The sequence below is a fragment of the Azospirillum melinis genome, from assembly GCF_013340935.1.
Classification (GTDB): Bacteria; Pseudomonadota; Alphaproteobacteria; order Azospirillales; family Azospirillaceae; genus Azospirillum; species Azospirillum melinis.
Genome location: NZ_WHOS01000037.1, coordinates 25,208 through 42,419, shown reverse-complemented (window position 1 = coordinate 42,419; position 17,212 = coordinate 25,208). Strand labels below are relative to the sequence as shown.

Below are 17,212 nucleotides of genomic sequence, written 5' to 3'. Positions count from 1 at the left end.
TCCTGCCGGTGCCGCCGATCCCGGAGTCCCGCCTTACCCCCGGCAGGTCAGCCGGCGCCGGTGACCGGCCGGCAGCGGCAGCGCGCCATGGACAGCCGCCAGATCGCGCAACCGCTCGGCCACCGGCGGATCGAACGGGACGACCCGCCGCGTCGTCAGGTCGGCGTGGACGGACAGCTGCTCCATCGTCGCGGCCAGCGTGCCGTCGTCGGCGCGGCGCAGCTCCATCAGGCTGACGAGACGCTTGGCGTCGGCCTCCAGCAGCCGCAGCGCCAGCGTCAGCGGCGTGCCGGCGGTCAGCTCCCGCTTGTAGCTGACAGCGACGTCGACCACGAACAGCCCCTTCCGGGTCTCGTCGGTGTAGGTCTCCCCCAGCCCCCAGCGCTCCTGAAGGGCATAGCCGACCTCGTCGAACAGAGCGACATAGCGCGCCATGTTCATGTGGCCGTAGAGGTCGATCCACTCCTCCGCGACCAGCAACGGCCCGGAGGTCAGAATTTCGCTGGGAAGGGGCGGCAGGACGGCGCCGCTCATCCGAACACCCCCGCGTGGGTATCGCGAAGCTGTGCCTTCTGCACCTTGCCCATGCTGTTGCGCGGCAGCTCGTCCACCACCACCACGCGCTTGGGCTGCTTGTAGCGGGCGAGCCGGTCCTTCAGGGCGGCGGCGATGCCGGCCTCGGTGACGGGTGCGGTGCCGTCCGCGACCACGACGGCGACGACGGCCTCGCCGAAATCGGGATGGGGGATGCCGATCACGGCGCTTTCCAGCACGCCGGGCAGCTCGTCGATCTCGCCCTCGACCTCCTTGGGATAGACGTTGAAGCCGCCGCTGATGATCAGATCCTTGCCGCGCCCGACGATATGGACATAGCCCCGCCCGTCGATGCGGCCGAGGTCGCCGGTGATGAAGAAGCCATCCGGCCGGAACTCCGCCGCCGTCTTCTCCGGCATGCGCCAGTAGCCCTTGAAGACGTTGGGACCGCGCACCTCGATGGCGCCGATGGCATCTTCCGGCAGCGGCGCGCCGGTCGCCGGGTCGGCGATGCGCAGATCGACGCCCGGCAGCGGGAAGCCGACGGTGCCGGCCACGCGGTCGCCGTCATAGGGGTTGGAGGTCAGCATGCCGGTCTCGGTCATGCCGTAGCGCTCCAGGATGCGGTGGCCGGTGCGCTCCTCCCAGGCGCGGTGGGTCTCGGCCAGCAGCGGGGCGGAGCCGGAGACGAACAGCCGGATCGACCGGCACGCCTCGGGCGTCAGTCCCTGCTGGCCGAGCAGGCGGGTGTAGAAGGTCGGCACCCCCATCATCACCGTTGCGGCCGGCAGCCGGGCCAGCACGTCGGCCGGGTCGAAGCGCGGCAGCAGGACCATAGAGGCGCCGGACAGCAGCACGAGGTTGCAGGCGACGAACAGCCCGTGGGTGTGGAAGATCGGCAGGGCGTGCAGCAGCACGTCGTCCGGCCCGAAGCGCCATTCGGCCTGGAGCACCCGCGCGTTGGACAGCAGGTTCTCCTGCGTCAGCATCGCCCCCTTCGACCGCCCGGTGGTGCCCGAGGTGTAGAGGATGGCGGCCAGATCGTCGGGGCCGCGCGCGACGGTGGCGAACTCCTCCGGCTGTCCGGCCGCCGCCTCGGTCAGGCTGCCCTGCCCGCGCGCGTCCAGCGTGCGCACCGCGACGGTCCCGGCGAGCGCCACCGTGGCGTCGAAACGCGCCGGGTCGCAGACCACCAGGGCCGGTTCGGCGTCGCCGACGAAATAGCTCAACTCCGCCGGGGTGTAGGCGGTGTTCAGCGGCAGATAGACCATCCCGGCCCGCAGGCAGGCGAGGTAAAGCACCAGCGCCTCGACCGACTTCTCGACCTGCACGGCGACGCGGTCGCCGGGACGCACACCGGCGGCAGCCAGCGCGTTCGCCATACGGCCGGTGGCAGCGCGCAGGTCCCCGTAGGACAGACGCCCGCCGTCCGCCGTCTCAATGGCAAGGCGGGCCGGGTCGGTGGCCGGGTTCAGCAGATGGTCGAACAGGGTGCGGTCGGGTAGAGTGTGGGACATGGTCGGGTTCCGCGATGGCCGGGAGCCGGACGGCGCCGCCCCGGATGGTGAAATTCAGGAGATCGGCTATCAGGAGGTCGACTGGGCCTCCGACGGCGGGAACACGTCGCGCAGCCATTGCCGGATCGCGGCGATGACCGGCGTGTTCCATTTCTGCGCCGGGGCGATGAGGTAATAGCCGCCGATGGTGACGTCGCTGCGCACCATCTCCACCAGTTCGCCGCTGGCGAGAGTGTCGATGACCAGCAGGTCGCTGACCAGCGCCACCCCGCGCCCGAGCCGGGCGGCCTCGATGGTCAGATGGGCCTGCCACAGGCGGGGACCGCGCAGCCGCGGCAGGTCGCCGACGCCGGCCTCCTCCAGCCACGCCTCCCACATGCCGGTGGACTGCTCGTGGATCAGCGGCAACCCGACCAGATCGGCGGGGGTCCGCACGTCGGGATAGCGCGCCTTGAACTCCGGGCTGGCGATGGCGAGGATGCGCGGCTTGGCGAACATCTCGGCGCGCAGCCCCTCGGCGACGGTGGCGGCGCCATCCTCCAGATACATGATCTCGACGTCGGCCTCGCCGCGGCTGAAGTCGGGCCGGGCGGAGGTCGGCTGCAGGATCACCTCGCGCCCGGCCATCGCCGCCTCCAGGTCCGGCAGCCGGCCGAGCAGGCGGCGCGAGGCCAGGCCGGCGAGGCAGCAGATGTGCACCGCCTCGATCCCGCCGTTGCGCAGCTCGTTGCTGGCGTCGGCGATCAGATCGAAGGCGCGGTGCATCTGGGCGGCGAAGCGGGTGCCCTCGCGGGTCAGGGACAGGCCCCGCCCCGACTTGGCCACCAGCTTGACGCCGACGGACTGCTCCAGGTTCTGGATGTGGCGGGACACCACGGTGTGCGACACCGCCAGCTCGTCGGCGGCGGCGCGCACGGTGCCCAGCCGGGCGAAGACGTCGAAGGCGCGAAGCGCGAGGAGCGGGGGAAGGCGGCGCGCCATGCGGGGCTGGGTCATCGGGGCGATATGAGGGAGGGCGGTGTGCGATGGGTCGGATCCGACGCCATCATGAAGCATTTTCGCCAGCACCGCACGCGCCCCGTTCCCGGCCCTTTCCTTCGTCCCCCGCCCGTCCGTCATCACACCACCGCGGCGGAGCGCAGCGCCTCGATGTCGGCGGCGGCGAAACCCAGCTCGGCCAGGATGGCGTCGGTGTGCTCGCCCAGCCGCGGCGCCGGGGCCTCGGCCGCCAGCGGAGCGCCCTGCATGTGGATCGGCACGGCGGCGAAGCGCTTGCCGGAATTCGGCGGCACCTCCACCACCATGCCGCGGTGGACCACCTGCGGGTCGACCAGCGCGTCTGCCACGCTGTTGATCGGGCTGGACGGCACGTCGGCCGCCTCCAGCCGCTCCAGCCACTCGTCGCGGCTGCGGCCGGCGAAGACCGGAACGAGCAGCGGCTCAAGCTCGGCATGGTGGGCGTTGCGCAGGGAGCCGGTGAGGAAGCGCGGGTCGTAGAGCAGATGCTCCAGCCCCATGGCGCCGACCAGCCGCTCCCACTGCTCGTTGGTGTCGACGCAGACGGCGATGGGCTTGTCGGCGGTGGGGAAGGACTGGAAGGGGGCGATCAGCGGATGGCGGCTGCCCAGCGCGCGTGGCACGTCGCCGGCATTCAGATAGCGGGCGATGGCGTTCTCCATCAGGGCCAGCTGGCAATCCAGCATCGCCACGTCGATGAAGCTGCCCTCCCCGGTGGCGGCCCGCTTCTGCAAGGCCGACAGGATGCCGATGGTGGCGAACAGGCTCGACCCGATGTCGCCGATGGAGGCGCCGACGCGGGCCGGTTGCCCACCGGGCTCGCCGGTGATGCTCATCATGCCCGACATCGCCTGGGCCACCACGTCGAAGCAGGGCCGGTGGCGGTAGGGTCCATCCTGCCCGAAGCCGGAGATCGAGGCGTAAACCAGCTTCGGGTTAACCGGCTTCAGGTCGTCGTAGCCCAGCCCCAGCCGGTCCATCGTTCCGGCCCGGTTGTTCTCCACCAGCACGTCGCTGGTGGCGACGATGCGCCTGAAGATCTCCTTTCCCTTCTCCTCCTTCAAGTTGAGCGTAAGGCTCCGCTTGTTGCGGTTGACGCTCATGAAGTAAATGCTCTCGTCGTCGCTGAAGGGGGCGATGACGCGGGTGAAATCGCCCTTGCCCGGACGCTCGATCTTGATGACGTCGGCGCCCAGCGCGCCGAGCAGCCAGGTGCTGTAGGGGCCGGCCAACATGTGGGTGAGATCGACAACGCGCACGCCGGCCAGCGGGCCGTCCCGGCGTTGGGTTTCCGTGTTGGTCATGAGCGGTCCTTCGGGGCTGCCGGGCATCGGTGGCCCGGGCCGGAGATGGCCGCGCCGCAAGGCGCCGGCAGGGGTTGGGGCGGGAAAGGCATGCCCAAAGGCTTGCGCCGCGGCGCTCCGAAAACAATCGCTTAGTTTGGCCCAATCCGGTGCAGCAAACGCACCGGACGGCCGCCGGTCATTGGTGCGCTCCATGCACCGGAGCGCACACTTTTTTCTGCTTGTGACACGGAGGGTGTCCGGTATTCTCGATCTTGCCGGGAGCGCACCGGCGGCGATCGAGTTCTATGATGGACGCCGGAACATCTTCGCGTTCCCCGTGCCTCCCCGTCGCCTTGTCTTCCAATACTTGTTCGATGGACCCCTCTTTGCACGCCGACGCCCCACCGCCGGCGCCAGGGCTCCTGCAACCGTGAAAGGACGACCAGCGCGTGAAGTACCTTTCGGGCAAGACCGCCATCGTCGGCGCCTATGAGTCCCCCCGCCGGGACGCGCCGCGCGTCCATCCCTTCGCCCTCCAGATGGAGTGCATCCTGGGCGCGCTCGACGACGCCGGGCTGGCGCTGACGGATGTGGACGGGCTTTGCGCGGCGTCCGGCGACTGGGCCGAGGGTGGCGGCACGATGGACGTCATCGAGCTGGCCGAGTATATCGGCATCCAGCCGACCTATGTGAACAGCACCGATGTCGGCGGCTGCTCCTATATCTTGCAGGCCGGTCAGGCCGCCGCCGCCATCGCCGCCGGGCTGGCCGAGGTCGTGGTCATCAGCTATGCCGCCTGCCCGCGCTGGTGGCCGCTCTCCACCCCGTCCTTCGATCCCTTCGTCTTCCCGGCCGGGCCGGGCCAGTACGAGATCCCCTATGCGCCGACGCTGATCTCCACCTACGGTCTGTTCGCCCGCCGCCACATGGACCTCTATGGCACGACGCCGGAGCAGCTGGCCCAGGTCGCCGTCACATTCCGCGGCCACGCCGCCGCCAACCCCCAGGCCCGGCTGCGCAAGCCGATCACGGTGGACGACGTGCTGGCCTCGCCGATGATCGCCTCGCCGCTGCACCGGCTGGACTGCTGCGTCGTCACCGACGGCGGCGGCGCGCTGGTGATGACCAGCCGCGAACGGGCGCGCGACCTGAAGCGACGCCCGGTCTATCTGGCCGGCTATGGCGCCGCCGTCGCGCGCACCCAGAACAGCCAGATCCCCGACGACCTGACGACGCCCGCCGCCCTGTCCGGCCCGCGCGCCTTCGCCATGGCCGGGATGACGCCCGCCGACATCGACGTGGCGCAGATTTACGACGCCTTCACCATCACGCCGATGCTGGCACTGGAGGATCTGGGCTTCTGCGGCCGCGGCGAGAGCGGCCCCTTCGTTGAGGCCGGCACTCTGGCGGCCGACGGCGGCAGCCTGCCGACCAACACCGACGGCGGCGGCCTGTCCTCCAACCATCCGGGCAAGCGCGGCATCTTCACCCTGATCGAGAGCGTCCGCCAGCTGCGCGGCGACGCCCCCGGCATCCAGGTGCCGGACGCCAAGGTCGCGCTGGCCCACGGGCTGGGCGGCACCTTCTGCTCCGCCGCCACCGCCATCCTCGCCGTGTAGGTGTCGCCATGACCGCAATGACCACAACCGCCATGACCGTTCTGCCGATCCCCGACGAGACCTCCGCCCCCTTCTGGGAGGCGGCGCGCGAGGGCCGCTTCCTGATCCAGCGCTGCCCGGAAACCGGCCGGTACCAGTGGTACCCGCGCGCCCACTCCATCCACGCGCCCCACGCCACCCCGGAGTGGGTCGAGGCGAGCGGGCGCGGCGAGCTGTTGTCCTATTCCGTCGTCCATCGCAGCAACACGCGCGGCGATCCCTACACCTGCGCCCTGGTGCGGCTGGAGGAGGGCGTCACCGTCTTCTCGCGGATCGAGGGCATCGCCGAAGGGAGCTTGCGCGCCGGCCTGCCGCTGGCCGTCGCCTTCCATCGCCTGGACGAGACCATCAGCCTGCCGATCTTCCGGCCCCCCAGCATCGCAGGAGGGAGCGACGCATGACCGAGACCATCCACCTCGACGACATCGAACCGGGCGCCCGCGCGCTGTCCAGCCGCGTCACCGTGACCGAGGCGCACATCGTCTGGTTCGCCGGGCTGACCGGCGACTTCAACCCGCTGCACATGGACGCCGAGGCGGCCAGGGCGAACGGCTTCGGCCGCACCATCGCCCACGGCATGCTGACCCATTCGATGAGCACCGGCCTGCGCTCCGCCATCGATGACTGGGCGATCCTGGCTTTCCTGGAGACCCGCCGCCGCTTCGTCGGCCCGGTCTTCGCCGGAGACACCATCCAATATGAGGCCGAGGTGCTGGATGTCCGCCCCAGCGCGTCGAAGCCCGACCGCGGCATCGTCCGCGTCGGCATCACCGTCCGCAACCAGACGGGCGACACGGTGCAGGAGGGGGAGGATGTCTTCTCCATCGGACGCCAAGCCAAGAGGCAGGTGACGGCATGAGCATGCAGGACCGTCTGACGGGCCGCACGGCCTTTGTGACCGGCGGCGGCGGCGGCATCGGCCGCGCGGTGTGCGGACGGCTGGCCGCCGAGGGTGCTGCCGTCATCGTCGCCGACATCGGGCTGGAACCGGCCGAGAGGGTCGCTGCGGACTTGCGCGACGGCGGCGCCGACGCCTTCGCCGTGCAGCTCGACGTGGCCGACCGGGGGAGCTGGGAGGCGGCCGTCGCCGCCCTGCCCGAGCCGTTCAGCGCCGTCGACATCCTGGTCAATGTCGCCGGCATCGTCCGCGACCGCTCGCTGGTGAAGATGAGCGACGCGGACTGGAGCGCCGTCCTCGACGTCAACCTGCGCGGCACGTGGCTCGGCTGCCAGACCGCGTTCCGGCTGGTCGGCGACCGCGGCTGGGGCCGCATCGTCAACATCGCTTCCACCGCCATGCTCGGCACCTTCGGGCAGGCCAACTACTCGGCCTCCAAGGCCGGCGTGGTCGGGCTGACGCGGACGGCGGCGCTGGAAGGCGCCCGGCGCGGCATCCTGGTCAACGCCGTCGCCCCCGGCGTGGTCGAGACCAGCATCGTCGAGGGCGTGCCGGAGGCGATCCGCGCGCAATGGGTGGGGAAGACCCCCATCGGCCGCCTCGGCAAGCCGGAGGAGATCGCCGCCATCGTCGCCTTCCTGGCGTCGGACGATGCCTCCTACATCACCGGCCAGACCATCGTCGCCGACGGCGGCGCCACAACCGGCGACTACTGAACACGAAAACCAACGAAGCCGAAAACGGCATCCTCGCAACACCGAACAGGGACGACGAACATGACGGACATCTCTCGCCGCGGGCTTCTGAAGACGGGTGGACTGGCCGGGGCGGCGCTGCTGTCCGGCGGCATCGCCGGGACCGGCTTCGCCCGGCTGGCGGCAGCGCAAGACGATCCGCTCTACGCCGCCGCCCGCAAGGAAGGCGCGCTGACGCTCTATTGGGGCTCCTACGAGCAGCAGACGATGGAGGCGATCCGCGACGCCTTCAAGGCGAAGTATCCGGGCATCGAGGTCCAGCTTCTCCGCCAGGCCTCGCAGACCGTCTACACCCGCCTGCGGCTGGAATTGCAGAACGGCGTCGCCGAGTGCGACTCCCTGGGCACCACCAACCTGCTGCACTACACCGAGCTGAAGAAGATCGGCGCGCTGGCCGCCTACGACCCGCCCGACGCCGCCATGCTGCCCGCCGCCTTCAAGGGGCTGGACAAGGACACCATGTACCATGTCGGCGCCATCAGCCTGACCAGCATCAACTACGCACCGGGCAAGGTCGGGGCCCCGCCGACGAGCTGGATGGCGCTGCTGGAGGACCAGTGGAAGGGCAAGATCACCACCGGCAGCCCCGCCTTCTCCGGCGACGTGGCGAGCTGGGTGGTCGCCATCCGCCGCAAGTACGGCGACGACTACCTGCGCCGCTTCGGCCAGCAGAAGCCGAAGGTCGGCCAGTCCAACGTCGACACCGTCACCGACATCCTGGCCGGCGAGCGCGTGGTCGGGTCCGGCGCGCCCTTCAGCTACACGCTGACCCAGAAGGCGGCGGGCAACCCCATCGACGTCAGCGTGCCCACCGACGACGCCATCCTTAACCTCGGCCTGACCGGCATCCCGGTGAAGGCGCCCCACCCCAACGCCGCCCGGCTGTTCACCAACTTCCTCTATTCCAAGGAGGTCTCCGACATCCTGTCGAAGAATTACTGGCCGACCCTGCGCACCGACGTCGCCTGGGCCGAGGGCCGCTCGCTGGACCAGTTGAAATGGTACCGCAACAGCGGCGACGACCTCGCCGCCGAAGTGGCCGAGGGCATCGCCAAGTGGAAGGAGCTGGTGCGCTAACCTCCCCGAATGGCTCCAAATCCCGGACCGGCGGCGGTTGCCACCCGGCCGCAGGTTCGGGAACACTCCATCATGCTGGGCCGCAGGGCCCATCCCTGGCAACGGGAGGCGGACCCAATGGGGGTCATTTCAACCAGTTCCCGCGACGCCGAATCCCGTCCCGTCATGGCGCGGGTGCCGCTCGTCAAGGCGGCGGTCCTCGGCGCCGTCATCCTTCTCCTGGCGCTGCTGGTGGTCCAGCCCTTCGGCTGGGTGCTGTTCAACAGCCTGCACGACGACGCGACCGGCGCCTGGACCCTGAACAATTACGCCCGCGTCGTCCGGTCGGCCGAGCTGATCGAACCGCTGGTCAACTCCCTGATCCTGGCCGCCGCCACGGCGCTGATCGCGGTCGGCATCGGCGTGCCGCTGGCCTGGCTGGTGTCGCGCACCGACCTGCCGTTCCGCCGCACCATCCGCGTTCTGACGCTGACCGCCTTCGTCACCCCATCCTTCATCGGCGCCACCGGCTGGATCCTGCTGGCCGCGCCCAATTCGGGCTGGCTCAACACCGCGTGGCGCTGGCTGGCCGGCGAGGGCGCCGGGGCGCCGCTGAACATCTATTCGATGGCCGGCGCCATCTTCGTCTGCGGCATCTACACCGTCCCCTACAGCTTCACCATGGTGTCGAGCGCGCTCGACGAGATGGCGGTGGAGCTGGAGGACGCGGCGACGACGCTCGGCTGCGGGGTGCTGCGGACGATGGTCAGCATCACCATCCCGCTGGCCGCACCGGCGGTGATCGCCAGCTTCATCCTGTCCTTCATCCAGGGTCTGACGCTGTTCGGCGTCCCGGCCTTCCTGCTGACGCCGACCGGCATCCCGGTGGTCACCACCAAGCTGGCCGAGTTCTACCAGCTCTTCCCGCCGGAGATTTATCTGGCCGCCGCCTACTGCATGCCGCTGCTGCTGGTCACCGGCGCCCTGTTCTGGATGCGCCGCCGCTATCTCGGCCGCAAGCAGTACGTCACCATCTCCGGCAAGACGCGCGCCGGGCGGCAGATCCGGCTCGGCGGCTGGCGCTGGCCCGCGCTGTTCCTCGCCCTGCTGATGCCGCTGCTGTCGGTCTTCCTGCCCTATGCCGCGCTGCTGCTGGTGTCGCTGACCCGCGCCTGGGGCCAGGGGCTGAGCTGGGAGAATCTGTCGCTCTACTGGTACTGGTGGGCGATCTTCGGCAATTCGGAAACCCACACCGCCATCGTCAACTCGCTGGTCTATTCGACGCTGGGGGCGACACTGTGCGTGGCGCTCGGCACGCTGGTCGCCTACATCGTCGAGCGGCGGCTGATGGTCGGCGCCTCCCTGCTGGGGGCGGTGGCGACCGTGCCCATCGTCATCCCCGGCATCGTCCTGTCGGTCGGCTTCTTCGCCGCCTACACCCGGGCGCCCCTCAACCTCTACGGCACGCCGCTGCTGCTGATCGCCGCCTTTGCCGCCACCTTCCTGCCGATCGCCTATTCCCATGGCGGGTCGATCCTGAAGGGCATCGGGCCGGAGCTGGAGCGCGCCGCCCGCAGCCTGGGCGCCGGCGAGGCGCGGACCTTCCTGTCGATCACCCTGCCGCTGATGGGCGGCGGGCTGGTGTCGGGCTGGTTCCTGGTCTTCATCCCGATCATCCGCGAGCTGTCGGTCGCCGTCTTCCTGATCACGCCGAAGACCAACGTGATGACCACGCTGATCTACAACGCCAAGGACGGCGGCAATTACGAAGCCGTCTGCGCGATGAGCGTCCTTCTCCTCCTGATCACGCTGTTCCTGGTGGCGGTGGCCCGCCCGCTCGCCGGGTTGACCGGCGCCCGGCGCACCTCCCGCAAGACCGCCACGGCGGCCGGAGTTCCCTCATGAGCGGCATCCGCATCACCAATCTGCGCAAGTCCTTCGGCAGCTACACCGCGCTGCGGGGCATCGACCTCCAGGTTCCCAACGGCACGCTGCTGGCGCTGCTGGGACCGTCGGGCTGCGGGAAATCGACCACCCTGCAATTGCTGGCCGGCTTCGAAAGCCCGACCGAGGGCGAGATCTGGGCCGACGACGTGCTGCTCTCCTCGCCGCGCGGGGTGCTGCCGCCGGAGCGGCGCGGCATCTCGCTGGTCTTCCAGAACTATGCGGTCTGGCCGCACAAGACGGTGGCCGAGAATGTCGCCTTCGGGCTCAGCATCCGCCGCCTGCCCAAGGCCGAGATCGCCGAGCGGCTGACCCGCGCGCTGCGCACCGTCCGGCTGGAGAGCCTGCGTGACCGCTACCCGTCCGAACTGTCGGGCGGCCAGCAGCAGCGCGTGGCGCTGGCCCGTGCGCTGGTGGTGGAGCCCTCCATCCTGCTGCTCGACGAGCCGTTGTCCAACCTCGACGCCCATCTGCGCGAGGAGATGCGCTTCGAGATCCGGCAGGTCCACGACCTTCTGGGCATCACCACCGTCTATGTCACCCACGACCAGTCGGAGGCGCTGGTCACCGCCGACCGCATCGCCGTGATGAAGGCGGGGGCGGTCCAGCAGTTCGGCACGCCCGAGGATGTGTTCGAACGGCCGGCCAACGCCTTCGTCGCCCGCTTCATCGGCTCGAACAACGAGCTGTCCGGCACCGGCGAGGGCGAGGGCAGCATCCGCATCGGCGACCGCGTGCTGACCGCTCCCGACCGCAGCGGGGTGGCGCGCGGCGGCTCCGTCTCGCTCTGCGTGCGCCCCTCCAAGGTGCGGCTGGACGATGACGGCGGCCTGTCCTGCAACAGCCTGCCCGGCACAATCGTCCGCTCCGCCTATCTCGGCGAGCATCGCGACGTGCTGGTCGACATCGGCGAGGGACGGACGATCCGCGCCTTCGTGCCGCCGGAGCGGCGTTATGGACCGGGTGCGGTGACGACGGTCCATCTCCCCATCGACGCCTGCCAGATCCTGGCCCCCTCCGCCTGACGGCCTTCCCTGGCAGTCTTCCCAGGCGGCCTTTTAAGGAAATACCCGATCATGACCGATCCGACGACCGGCGCCCCGGCCGGCGCCACCCCCGATACTGTCCCCGAAATCCTGACGGAGCGGCGCGGTGCCGTGGAATGGGTGATCTTCAACCGTCCGCGCGCCCGCAACGCCATCACCCCCTGGATGGAAGACCGGCTGATCGAGATCTGCCGGGCGGTCGATGCCGATCCCGGCGTGAAGGCGCTTGTCCTGACCGGTGCGGCCGGCGACAAGCCGGCCTTCATGGCCGGGGCCGACCTGTCGTGCCTGCAAAGCGTCTCCTCGCCCGAGGATTTCGCCATTCTGGAAACCCGCGCCGAGGCAGCGGCGATGGCCCTGGAGGCGGTGCGCGTGCCGACGGTCGCCGTTCTCTCGGGTCCCTGCATCGGCGAGGGGGCGCTGCTGGCCTCCAGCTGCGACGTGCGCATCGCCTCGCCGTCGGTGCGCTTCGGCTTCCCCATCGCCCGCACGGTGGGGAACTGCCTGAGCGTCAAAAATCTGGCGAGGCTGTCGATGCTGCTCGGCACCGCGCGGACGCGGGAGATGATCTTCAGCGCCCGCCTGCTGGGCGCTGAAGATCTGGCGGCGGCCGGGGCGGTGCGCACCGTCGTCGCCGGCGAGGATGAGCTGACCGCCCATGGGCAGCAGGTGGCCGAGGAGCTGGCCGCGCTGGCTCCCCTGACCCTTTGGGCAACGCGCGAGGGGCTGCGCCGGCTGCGCGACCATGATTTGCCGCGGGACATCGACGGCGATCTGCTGCGCCGCTGCTACCTGTCGGCCGACTATCAGGAAGGCATCGCCGCGTTCCTGGAAAAGCGCCCCCCGGTCTGGAGCGGGAGCTGAGTGGCGCGCGGATTTGAAGACTCAGCGCCAATCCTTCGCAGACGCCGGGCCTTCGCCGGTCCCGGGCAACCGTGAGTAGCGTGCCGGCGAAACCCCCTGGAAGCGCGTGAAGGCGACCGTGAACGTGTTGGCCGAGCTGTAGCCGACACGCTCCGCAACCTCCTCGACCCCGAATTCGCTGTCCCGCAAAAGCTGTTTGGCCAGCGCCATGCGCCAGGAGAGCAGATATTCCATCGGCGCCACGCCGACCACCCGGTCGAAGCGGGCAAAGAAGGCGGATCTCGACATGCCTGCTTCGGCGGCGAGTTCCGCCACCGTCCAGCTGCGGCCCGGCTCGGCGTGCATCGCGCCCAACGCGTCGGCCAGCCGCGGATCCGCAAGCCCGCGCGCGAGCCCCGGCGCGCCATCCACACTGCTGCCGCAGCGGAACGCCTCTATCAGCAGCACCTCCAGCAACCGCTCCAGAATAAGGTCGCGGGCCGACCTGCGCGCCTGCGATTCGTCGCTGACAAGCTGCATCACTGTCAGAAGGCGGGGTTCGCCCCGGACGATCACCGTGCGGGGCAGCAGGGGCACCAGAAGCGGGGCGTCGGGCGAATCGAAAACGCAGTGCCCGATCTGCATGCGCAGGTCCGGAGATCCCTCCGCATATCCGGCCCGGAACTGACCGGGCCCGATCTCCGCCGGCCTTTCGAACACACCGGGTGGCGGCGGCACCGGACTCTCGTTGATAAGTTCCTGCATGGCCGGGACCATGACGAAATCCCCGGCTTCGAGCATCGTCAGCGTGTGGCCGTTCACCATCATCCGGCACTTGCCTTCGAGGATCGCGCAATAGAACGGCTCCCCGGTGCCCTCGCGCCGGATGCGCCAGGAGCCGGCACACTCCACGAATTTTGAAAACCGCGCGGCGGGTTTCAGGAGGCTGACGACTTCAGCAAGCGGGTCGACGCGCAAATCAGGACCATCTGCGTAGAAATGAGGACGCCCAACCGTATACCGTCCTGCTCTTCCTGGCTAGCATGCAGGCCGCACCCATGAAACGAGGCCTCGCATGTCCACCATCCTCATCACCGGCTGCTCATCCGGCTTCGGCCTTGAGACCGTCCGGCTCTTCCTCGACCGCGGCTGGGATGTCGTCGCGACGACGCGCAGCGGGCGCACGGATATGCTGCCCGCGTCCGAGCGTCTGCGCGTCCTGCCGCTCGACATCACCGACCGGAGCAGCATCGACCGGGTCGTCGGCGATGCCGGTCCAATCGACGTGCTGGTCAACAATGCCGGTTTCGGCGCACCTGTCCCGGTGGAACTGACGAGCCCGGAAACGGCGAAATCGCTGTTCGAAACCAACACGCTCGGCACGCTGGCGATGGTTCAGGCCGCACTGCCGCAGTTCCGCGAACGCCGTGCCGGCGTGGTGATCAACGTCACCTCGGCCGCCCTCCTCAAGCCGCTGCCGCTGATCGGCGTCTATCGCGCGAGCAAGGCCGCGGTGGATGCGTACACCGAATCCCTGGCGGTGGAGGTGGAGCCCTTCGGCATCCGGGTGCATCTGGTGATGCCCGGCCGCTCACCCGAAACGAAGTTCGGCGAAAGCGCGCGCCGGCATCTGCGCGGCCTCGACGACCCCGATTACCAGCCGCTGATCGACCGCACGCTGACGGCAATGCGCAACGGCGAGGGTCCGGTGACCCATGCCGAGGATGTCGCCCAGGCGATCTGGCGCACCGCGACCGATCCCTCGGCCCCCCTGCGCATCCCCGCAGGCGCCGATGCCGAAGCATGGATGGCCGAGGCCGGCTGAACTCCGGAACACCGCGAAGCCGACGGGGGCGCAAGGACCGGTTCACGCCCAGCGGGAGGGAACCGTCGCCCGGCCGACAGCCTGGCGATTCCCCTGCCCCAACCAGCCATGCAGGAAGGAGGCGACCGCCTGACCGGCAGCCCTTGCGATCTCCTCCCCGGATACCGGCTCATACCGCCCCCACAGGCATCCTTCGTGCGGCCCGGCCTCGCAGAGAGCCCTGAAATGGGCGGCGGCGCCGGGCAGTGCCAGGGATCGCCACCCCGGCCCATCATGCTCCGCGAGACGGTGCAGGATTGCGGCGATCTGCTGTTCGGAGCGCTGTATCCCGCGCTCGTAGAAGAGGCGGCCGACGTCCGGGAAACGGCCGGCCTCGGCCATCACGAGGCGGGTCACGGCCAGTGCGGACGGGGTCAGCATCAGGTCCAGATAGGCCCGGGCCGTGTCCGCCAGCACGGTCTCGGGCTCCTTTCCCTCGACGTCGACTGCGGCAAGAGCGGCGCACGTCGAGGCCCCGACCTCTTCGACATAGGCCGCGAACAGCGCCGCCTTGGACGGGAAATACCGGTAGAGCGTGCTTTTGGAACCGCCCACCTCCGCGGCGATGCCATCCATCGAGGCGTCGGCATAGCCGTGCCGAAGAAAGCTGCGCCCGGCAATCGCCAGAATTGCAGCCCGCCGGTTGGACGTGCCGACCGGCATGATCACACCTTTCCCGGCGAACCGGTTCCCGTCCCGCCCGCGCTCATTCGATTCTCCCGGCGGCGATGCTGCGGACCTGCGCAACGGCCGTATCCAAAAACGCCTTGGCAAGGTCGGGGTCGTTGACGACACGCGAGATCGTCAGCGCACCGACCATCATCGAGAGAATCGCCATCGCCTTGCCCTTGATCTCTACCTCTGCCTCGTCCCCCGGCGTCTGCGAAACCAGCCGCTCGAGGGCTTCGAGATGTGTCCTGATGCCGGCTTCGAACGACGCTTTCACCTCGTCGCCGTGTCTGGCCGCATCCGAACCGAGCGCGACGATCGGACAGCCATCCGTCCTTTCCTCACGATGCCCGGTGCTGAGGTAGAACCTGACCACCGCACCGAGCGGATCCTCGGGATTTTCCGTCATCGCCGCCGTCCATCGGCAGGAGGCGCTCTCCAACGCCCGTTTGGAGGCCTGGATCTCCAAATCCTCCTTCGACGCGAACTGCTTGTAGAAGGCACCCTGGGTAAGGCCGGCCGCCCCCATCAAATCCTTGAGGCCGATGCCGTCGAAGCCGTGCTCCCGAAAAAGACGGCTTGCCACATCGATCACAGTCTGCCGGTTTTCCTCAGCCTGAACACGGCTCACACGCATGAAAAGCCTCCTTAGATTTCAATCGAACTCTATGAGAGATAGGAAGGGGGATGCAATTCTCCACCTTCCCCTACCCGGCAGGGCCTTTCCGGGCCGGCAACCGGTAGGCTGACTGCCTGCCCCAGGCACCGCCGATCATGGCGGCCGCCGTGAGAACGCCGTATGAGACCGCGGCCAGGGCAGTGACCTGGAACAGGGTCGAAAGGCCAGCGCCGAACCATGCGACCGCCGACCAGCCGATGAAAGCCGCGATGATCATGCGCACCGTGCCCGCCAGGACGGGAAACAGCATGCGCTTGGCTCCCTGGCTTGCGAAATAGAGCGCCAACCCCACTCCCACCGCACCGTAGACCGGCGCGACGGTGCGCAGATAGAGGGTGCCCATCGCCAGCACCTGGGGATCGTCGCTGAACAGGCTGATCCAGCCCTGCGGGAAGATCGCGGCGGCAAGACCGATGACTTCGGTCATTCCAAAAGCGATGGCGGCCCCGATCCAGGCGACGCGGCGCGCCCGCGCGCCCTGCCCGGCCCCGATGTTGTGGCCGACCATGGTCACCATGGCGGTGCCGAGCCCGAAGACCAGAGGAATCTGGAGGTAATCGAGGCGCGAGGCGATGCCGTACCCGGCGATGGCATCGGCGCCGAACCGGCCGACCGCGGCGGTGACGAAGGTGACGGTGAGATTGACCTGGACCGTGCCGACCGCCGACAGGAGCCCGACGCTCATGATGTCCTTGAACAGGGCCGCGCGCAGCGGGACGACCCTGAGCTTCAGCAGGCTTTTCGCGGAGCGCAGATACAGGGTCAGGGCAAGTGCCACGCATGCATAATAGACGACCACCGCAATCCCGCCGCCCGCGATGCCGAGACGGGGAAAAGGCCCCCAGCCGAAGATCAGGGCCGGCGACAGGAGGATGAGGATGACGGTGCCGGACGAGATCGCCTTGGCCGGCACCGTCACGTTTCCGGCACCGCGAAGGGCCGACGACAGCAAGGCGGTGATCCAGAGCGGGATGGAGCCGGCGAACACGGCCCCGGAATAGGTGAGCGCCGCCGTCAGCGCCGGCCCTTCGCCTCCCATCGCCCGGTAGAGAACCGGTCCGGCAAGCAGGGCCGCGGCCGTGAAGAGGATGCCGAACGCGCAGGCCAGGACGAACGCATGCCAGATCAACGCTTCGGCATCGTCGCGGCGCGCCGCTCCCAAGGCCCGTGCGACGGCCGAGGAGACGCCGCCGCCGATCCCGCCGTTCGCCATCATCTGCATCAGCATGAGAACGGGGAACACCAGGGCGACCCCGGCAAGCGCCTCCGTCCCGAGAAAACCGACGAACCAGGTCTCGGCCACCCCGACAAGCGTCTGGATGACGAGCACAAGCGTCGTCGGCACGGCAAGGCGGAGCATCGTCGGTGCTATCGGGCCGGCAAGAACGCCGGATGGCACTTTATAAACGGGCGCTGGGGCCGTTGATCCCTCCAGGCGGGACAGGG

Annotated in this window: 17 protein-coding genes; 9 read left to right on the top strand and 8 right to left on the bottom strand. The window is 69.2% G+C overall.

What is annotated here, in order from left to right:
• Positions 1 to 33 precede the first annotated feature (33 nt).
• The 4 genes from GBZ48_RS23720 to GBZ48_RS23705 all read right to left on the bottom strand — a co-directional run bounded on the left by GBZ48_RS23720 (position 34) and on the right by GBZ48_RS23705 (position 4,372).
• On the bottom strand, positions 34 to 534 hold the full coding sequence (locus GBZ48_RS23720; RefSeq protein ID WP_174473269.1) for a thioesterase family protein: 501 nt from the start codon (positions 532 to 534) through the stop codon (positions 34 to 36).
• The gene (locus tag GBZ48_RS23715; RefSeq protein WP_174473268.1) at positions 531 to 2,051 is read right to left on the bottom strand and encodes a malonate--CoA ligase; all 1,521 of its coding nucleotides are present in this window, start codon (positions 2,049 to 2,051) and stop codon (positions 531 to 533) included. The genes GBZ48_RS23720 and GBZ48_RS23715 overlap by 4 nt, the downstream gene beginning before the upstream one ends.
• Before the next feature lie 69 nt (positions 2,052 to 2,120).
• Positions 2,121 to 3,047 carry a LysR substrate-binding domain-containing protein gene (locus GBZ48_RS23710; RefSeq protein ID WP_174473267.1) on the bottom strand — a complete coding sequence of 309 codons (927 nt, stop codon included), beginning with the start codon at positions 3,045 to 3,047 and terminating at the stop codon, positions 2,121 to 2,123.
• A gap of 122 nt (positions 3,048 to 3,169) precedes the next feature.
• Positions 3,170 to 4,372 (bottom strand): CaiB/BaiF CoA transferase family protein, encoded by a 1,203-nt coding sequence (locus tag GBZ48_RS23705; RefSeq protein ID WP_174473266.1) that lies wholly within the window; start codon positions 4,370 to 4,372, stop codon positions 3,170 to 3,172.
• A gap of 431 nt (positions 4,373 to 4,803) precedes the next feature.
• Here GBZ48_RS23705 and GBZ48_RS23700 point away from each other — a divergent pair, with 431 nt between their 5' ends.
• The 8 genes from GBZ48_RS23700 to GBZ48_RS23665 all read left to right on the top strand — a co-directional run bounded on the left by GBZ48_RS23700 (position 4,804) and on the right by GBZ48_RS23665 (position 12,575).
• Positions 4,804 to 5,973, top strand: coding sequence for an acetyl-CoA acetyltransferase (locus GBZ48_RS23700; RefSeq protein WP_174473265.1), 1,170 nt, complete (start codon positions 4,804 to 4,806; stop codon positions 5,971 to 5,973).
• Between the two features lie 8 nt (positions 5,974 to 5,981).
• Positions 5,982 to 6,413 carry a Zn-ribbon domain-containing OB-fold protein gene (locus tag GBZ48_RS23695; protein WP_174473264.1) on the top strand — a complete coding sequence of 144 codons (432 nt, stop codon included), beginning with the start codon at positions 5,982 to 5,984 and terminating at the stop codon, positions 6,411 to 6,413.
• Positions 6,410 to 6,871, top strand: a complete 462-nt coding sequence (locus GBZ48_RS23690) for a MaoC family dehydratase (RefSeq protein ID WP_174473263.1) — start codon at positions 6,410 to 6,412, stop codon at positions 6,869 to 6,871. The genes GBZ48_RS23695 and GBZ48_RS23690 overlap by 4 nt, the downstream gene beginning before the upstream one ends.
• Positions 6,868 to 7,626, top strand: a complete 759-nt coding sequence (locus tag GBZ48_RS23685) for an SDR family oxidoreductase (RefSeq protein ID WP_209798289.1) — start codon at positions 6,868 to 6,870, stop codon at positions 7,624 to 7,626. The genes GBZ48_RS23690 and GBZ48_RS23685 overlap by 4 nt, the downstream gene beginning before the upstream one ends.
• A gap of 60 nt (positions 7,627 to 7,686) precedes the next feature.
• Positions 7,687 to 8,742: an extracellular solute-binding protein gene (locus GBZ48_RS23680; protein ID WP_174473262.1), complete on the top strand. Its 1,056-nt coding sequence runs from the start codon at positions 7,687 to 7,689 to the stop codon at positions 8,740 to 8,742.
• A 117-nt stretch (positions 8,743 to 8,859) separates the two neighbouring features.
• A complete protein-coding gene (locus tag GBZ48_RS23675; RefSeq protein ID WP_174473261.1) occupies positions 8,860 to 10,626 on the top strand; it encodes an ABC transporter permease in 1,767 nt (588 codons plus the stop codon).
• A complete protein-coding gene (locus tag GBZ48_RS23670; protein ID WP_174473260.1) occupies positions 10,623 to 11,690 on the top strand; it encodes an ABC transporter ATP-binding protein in 1,068 nt (355 codons plus the stop codon). Before GBZ48_RS23675 ends, GBZ48_RS23670 begins: the two co-directional genes overlap by 4 nt.
• 51 nt (positions 11,691 to 11,741) lie before the next feature.
• Complete coding sequence (locus tag GBZ48_RS23665; RefSeq protein WP_174473259.1) at positions 11,742 to 12,575, top strand: enoyl-CoA hydratase; 834 nt, start codon at positions 11,742 to 11,744, stop codon at positions 12,573 to 12,575.
• Between the two features lie 21 nt (positions 12,576 to 12,596).
• Here GBZ48_RS23665 and GBZ48_RS23660 read toward each other — a convergent pair whose 3' ends face one another.
• A complete protein-coding gene (locus tag GBZ48_RS23660; protein ID WP_174473258.1) occupies positions 12,597 to 13,532 on the bottom strand; it encodes an AraC family transcriptional regulator in 936 nt (311 codons plus the stop codon).
• A 97-nt stretch (positions 13,533 to 13,629) separates the two neighbouring features.
• On the opposite strand from GBZ48_RS23660, the gene GBZ48_RS23655 reads away from it, so the two are divergent.
• Positions 13,630 to 14,379, top strand: coding sequence for an SDR family oxidoreductase (locus GBZ48_RS23655; protein WP_174473257.1), 750 nt, complete (start codon positions 13,630 to 13,632; stop codon positions 14,377 to 14,379).
• Between the two features lie 42 nt (positions 14,380 to 14,421).
• On the opposite strand, the gene GBZ48_RS23650 is transcribed toward GBZ48_RS23655, so the two are convergent.
• From GBZ48_RS23650 to GBZ48_RS23640, 3 genes are all read right to left on the bottom strand, one after another.
• On the bottom strand, positions 14,422 to 15,081 hold the full coding sequence (locus GBZ48_RS23650) for a TetR/AcrR family transcriptional regulator (protein ID WP_211105869.1): 660 nt from the start codon (positions 15,079 to 15,081) through the stop codon (positions 14,422 to 14,424).
• Between the two features lie 43 nt (positions 15,082 to 15,124).
• Positions 15,125 to 15,724 (bottom strand): TetR/AcrR family transcriptional regulator, encoded by a 600-nt coding sequence (locus tag GBZ48_RS23645; protein ID WP_174473255.1) that lies wholly within the window; start codon positions 15,722 to 15,724, stop codon positions 15,125 to 15,127.
• A 70-nt stretch (positions 15,725 to 15,794) separates the two neighbouring features.
• Positions 15,795 to 17,126, bottom strand: a complete 1,332-nt coding sequence (locus GBZ48_RS23640; protein ID WP_246307417.1) for an MATE family efflux transporter — start codon at positions 17,124 to 17,126, stop codon at positions 15,795 to 15,797.
• Positions 17,127 to 17,212 lie beyond the last annotated feature (86 nt).

Coding starts and splice junctions, on each gene's coding strand:
- GBZ48_RS23695 (WP_174473264.1), top strand. CDS start 5,982: ATGACCGCAATGACCACAACCGCCATGACCGTTCTGCCGATCCCCGAC.
- GBZ48_RS23690 (WP_174473263.1), top strand. CDS start 6,410: ATGACCGAGACCATCCACCTCGACGACATCGAACCGGGCGCCCGCGCG.
- GBZ48_RS23705 (WP_174473266.1), bottom strand. CDS start 4,372: ATGACCAACACGGAAACCCAACGCCGGGACGGCCCGCTGGCCGGCGTG.
- GBZ48_RS23645 (WP_174473255.1), bottom strand. CDS start 15,724: ATGCGTGTGAGCCGTGTTCAGGCTGAGGAAAACCGGCAGACTGTGATC.
- GBZ48_RS23670 (WP_174473260.1), top strand. CDS start 10,623: ATGAGCGGCATCCGCATCACCAATCTGCGCAAGTCCTTCGGCAGCTAC.
- GBZ48_RS23720 (WP_174473269.1), bottom strand. CDS start 534: ATGAGCGGCGCCGTCCTGCCGCCCCTTCCCAGCGAAATTCTGACCTCC.
- GBZ48_RS23715 (WP_174473268.1), bottom strand. CDS start 2,051: ATGTCCCACACTCTACCCGACCGCACCCTGTTCGACCATCTGCTGAAC.
- GBZ48_RS23665 (WP_174473259.1), top strand. CDS start 11,742: ATGACCGATCCGACGACCGGCGCCCCGGCCGGCGCCACCCCCGATACT.
- GBZ48_RS23685 (WP_209798289.1), top strand. CDS start 6,868: ATGAGCATGCAGGACCGTCTGACGGGCCGCACGGCCTTTGTGACCGGC.
- GBZ48_RS23650 (WP_211105869.1), bottom strand. CDS start 15,081: ATGCCGGTCGGCACGTCCAACCGGCGGGCTGCAATTCTGGCGATTGCC.
- GBZ48_RS23680 (WP_174473262.1), top strand. CDS start 7,687: ATGACGGACATCTCTCGCCGCGGGCTTCTGAAGACGGGTGGACTGGCC.
- GBZ48_RS23640 (WP_246307417.1), bottom strand. CDS start 17,126: ATGCTCCGCCTTGCCGTGCCGACGACGCTTGTGCTCGTCATCCAGACG.
- GBZ48_RS23710 (WP_174473267.1), bottom strand. CDS start 3,047: ATGACCCAGCCCCGCATGGCGCGCCGCCTTCCCCCGCTCCTCGCGCTT.
- GBZ48_RS23675 (WP_174473261.1), top strand. CDS start 8,860: ATGGGGGTCATTTCAACCAGTTCCCGCGACGCCGAATCCCGTCCCGTC.
- GBZ48_RS23655 (WP_174473257.1), top strand. CDS start 13,630: ATGTCCACCATCCTCATCACCGGCTGCTCATCCGGCTTCGGCCTTGAG.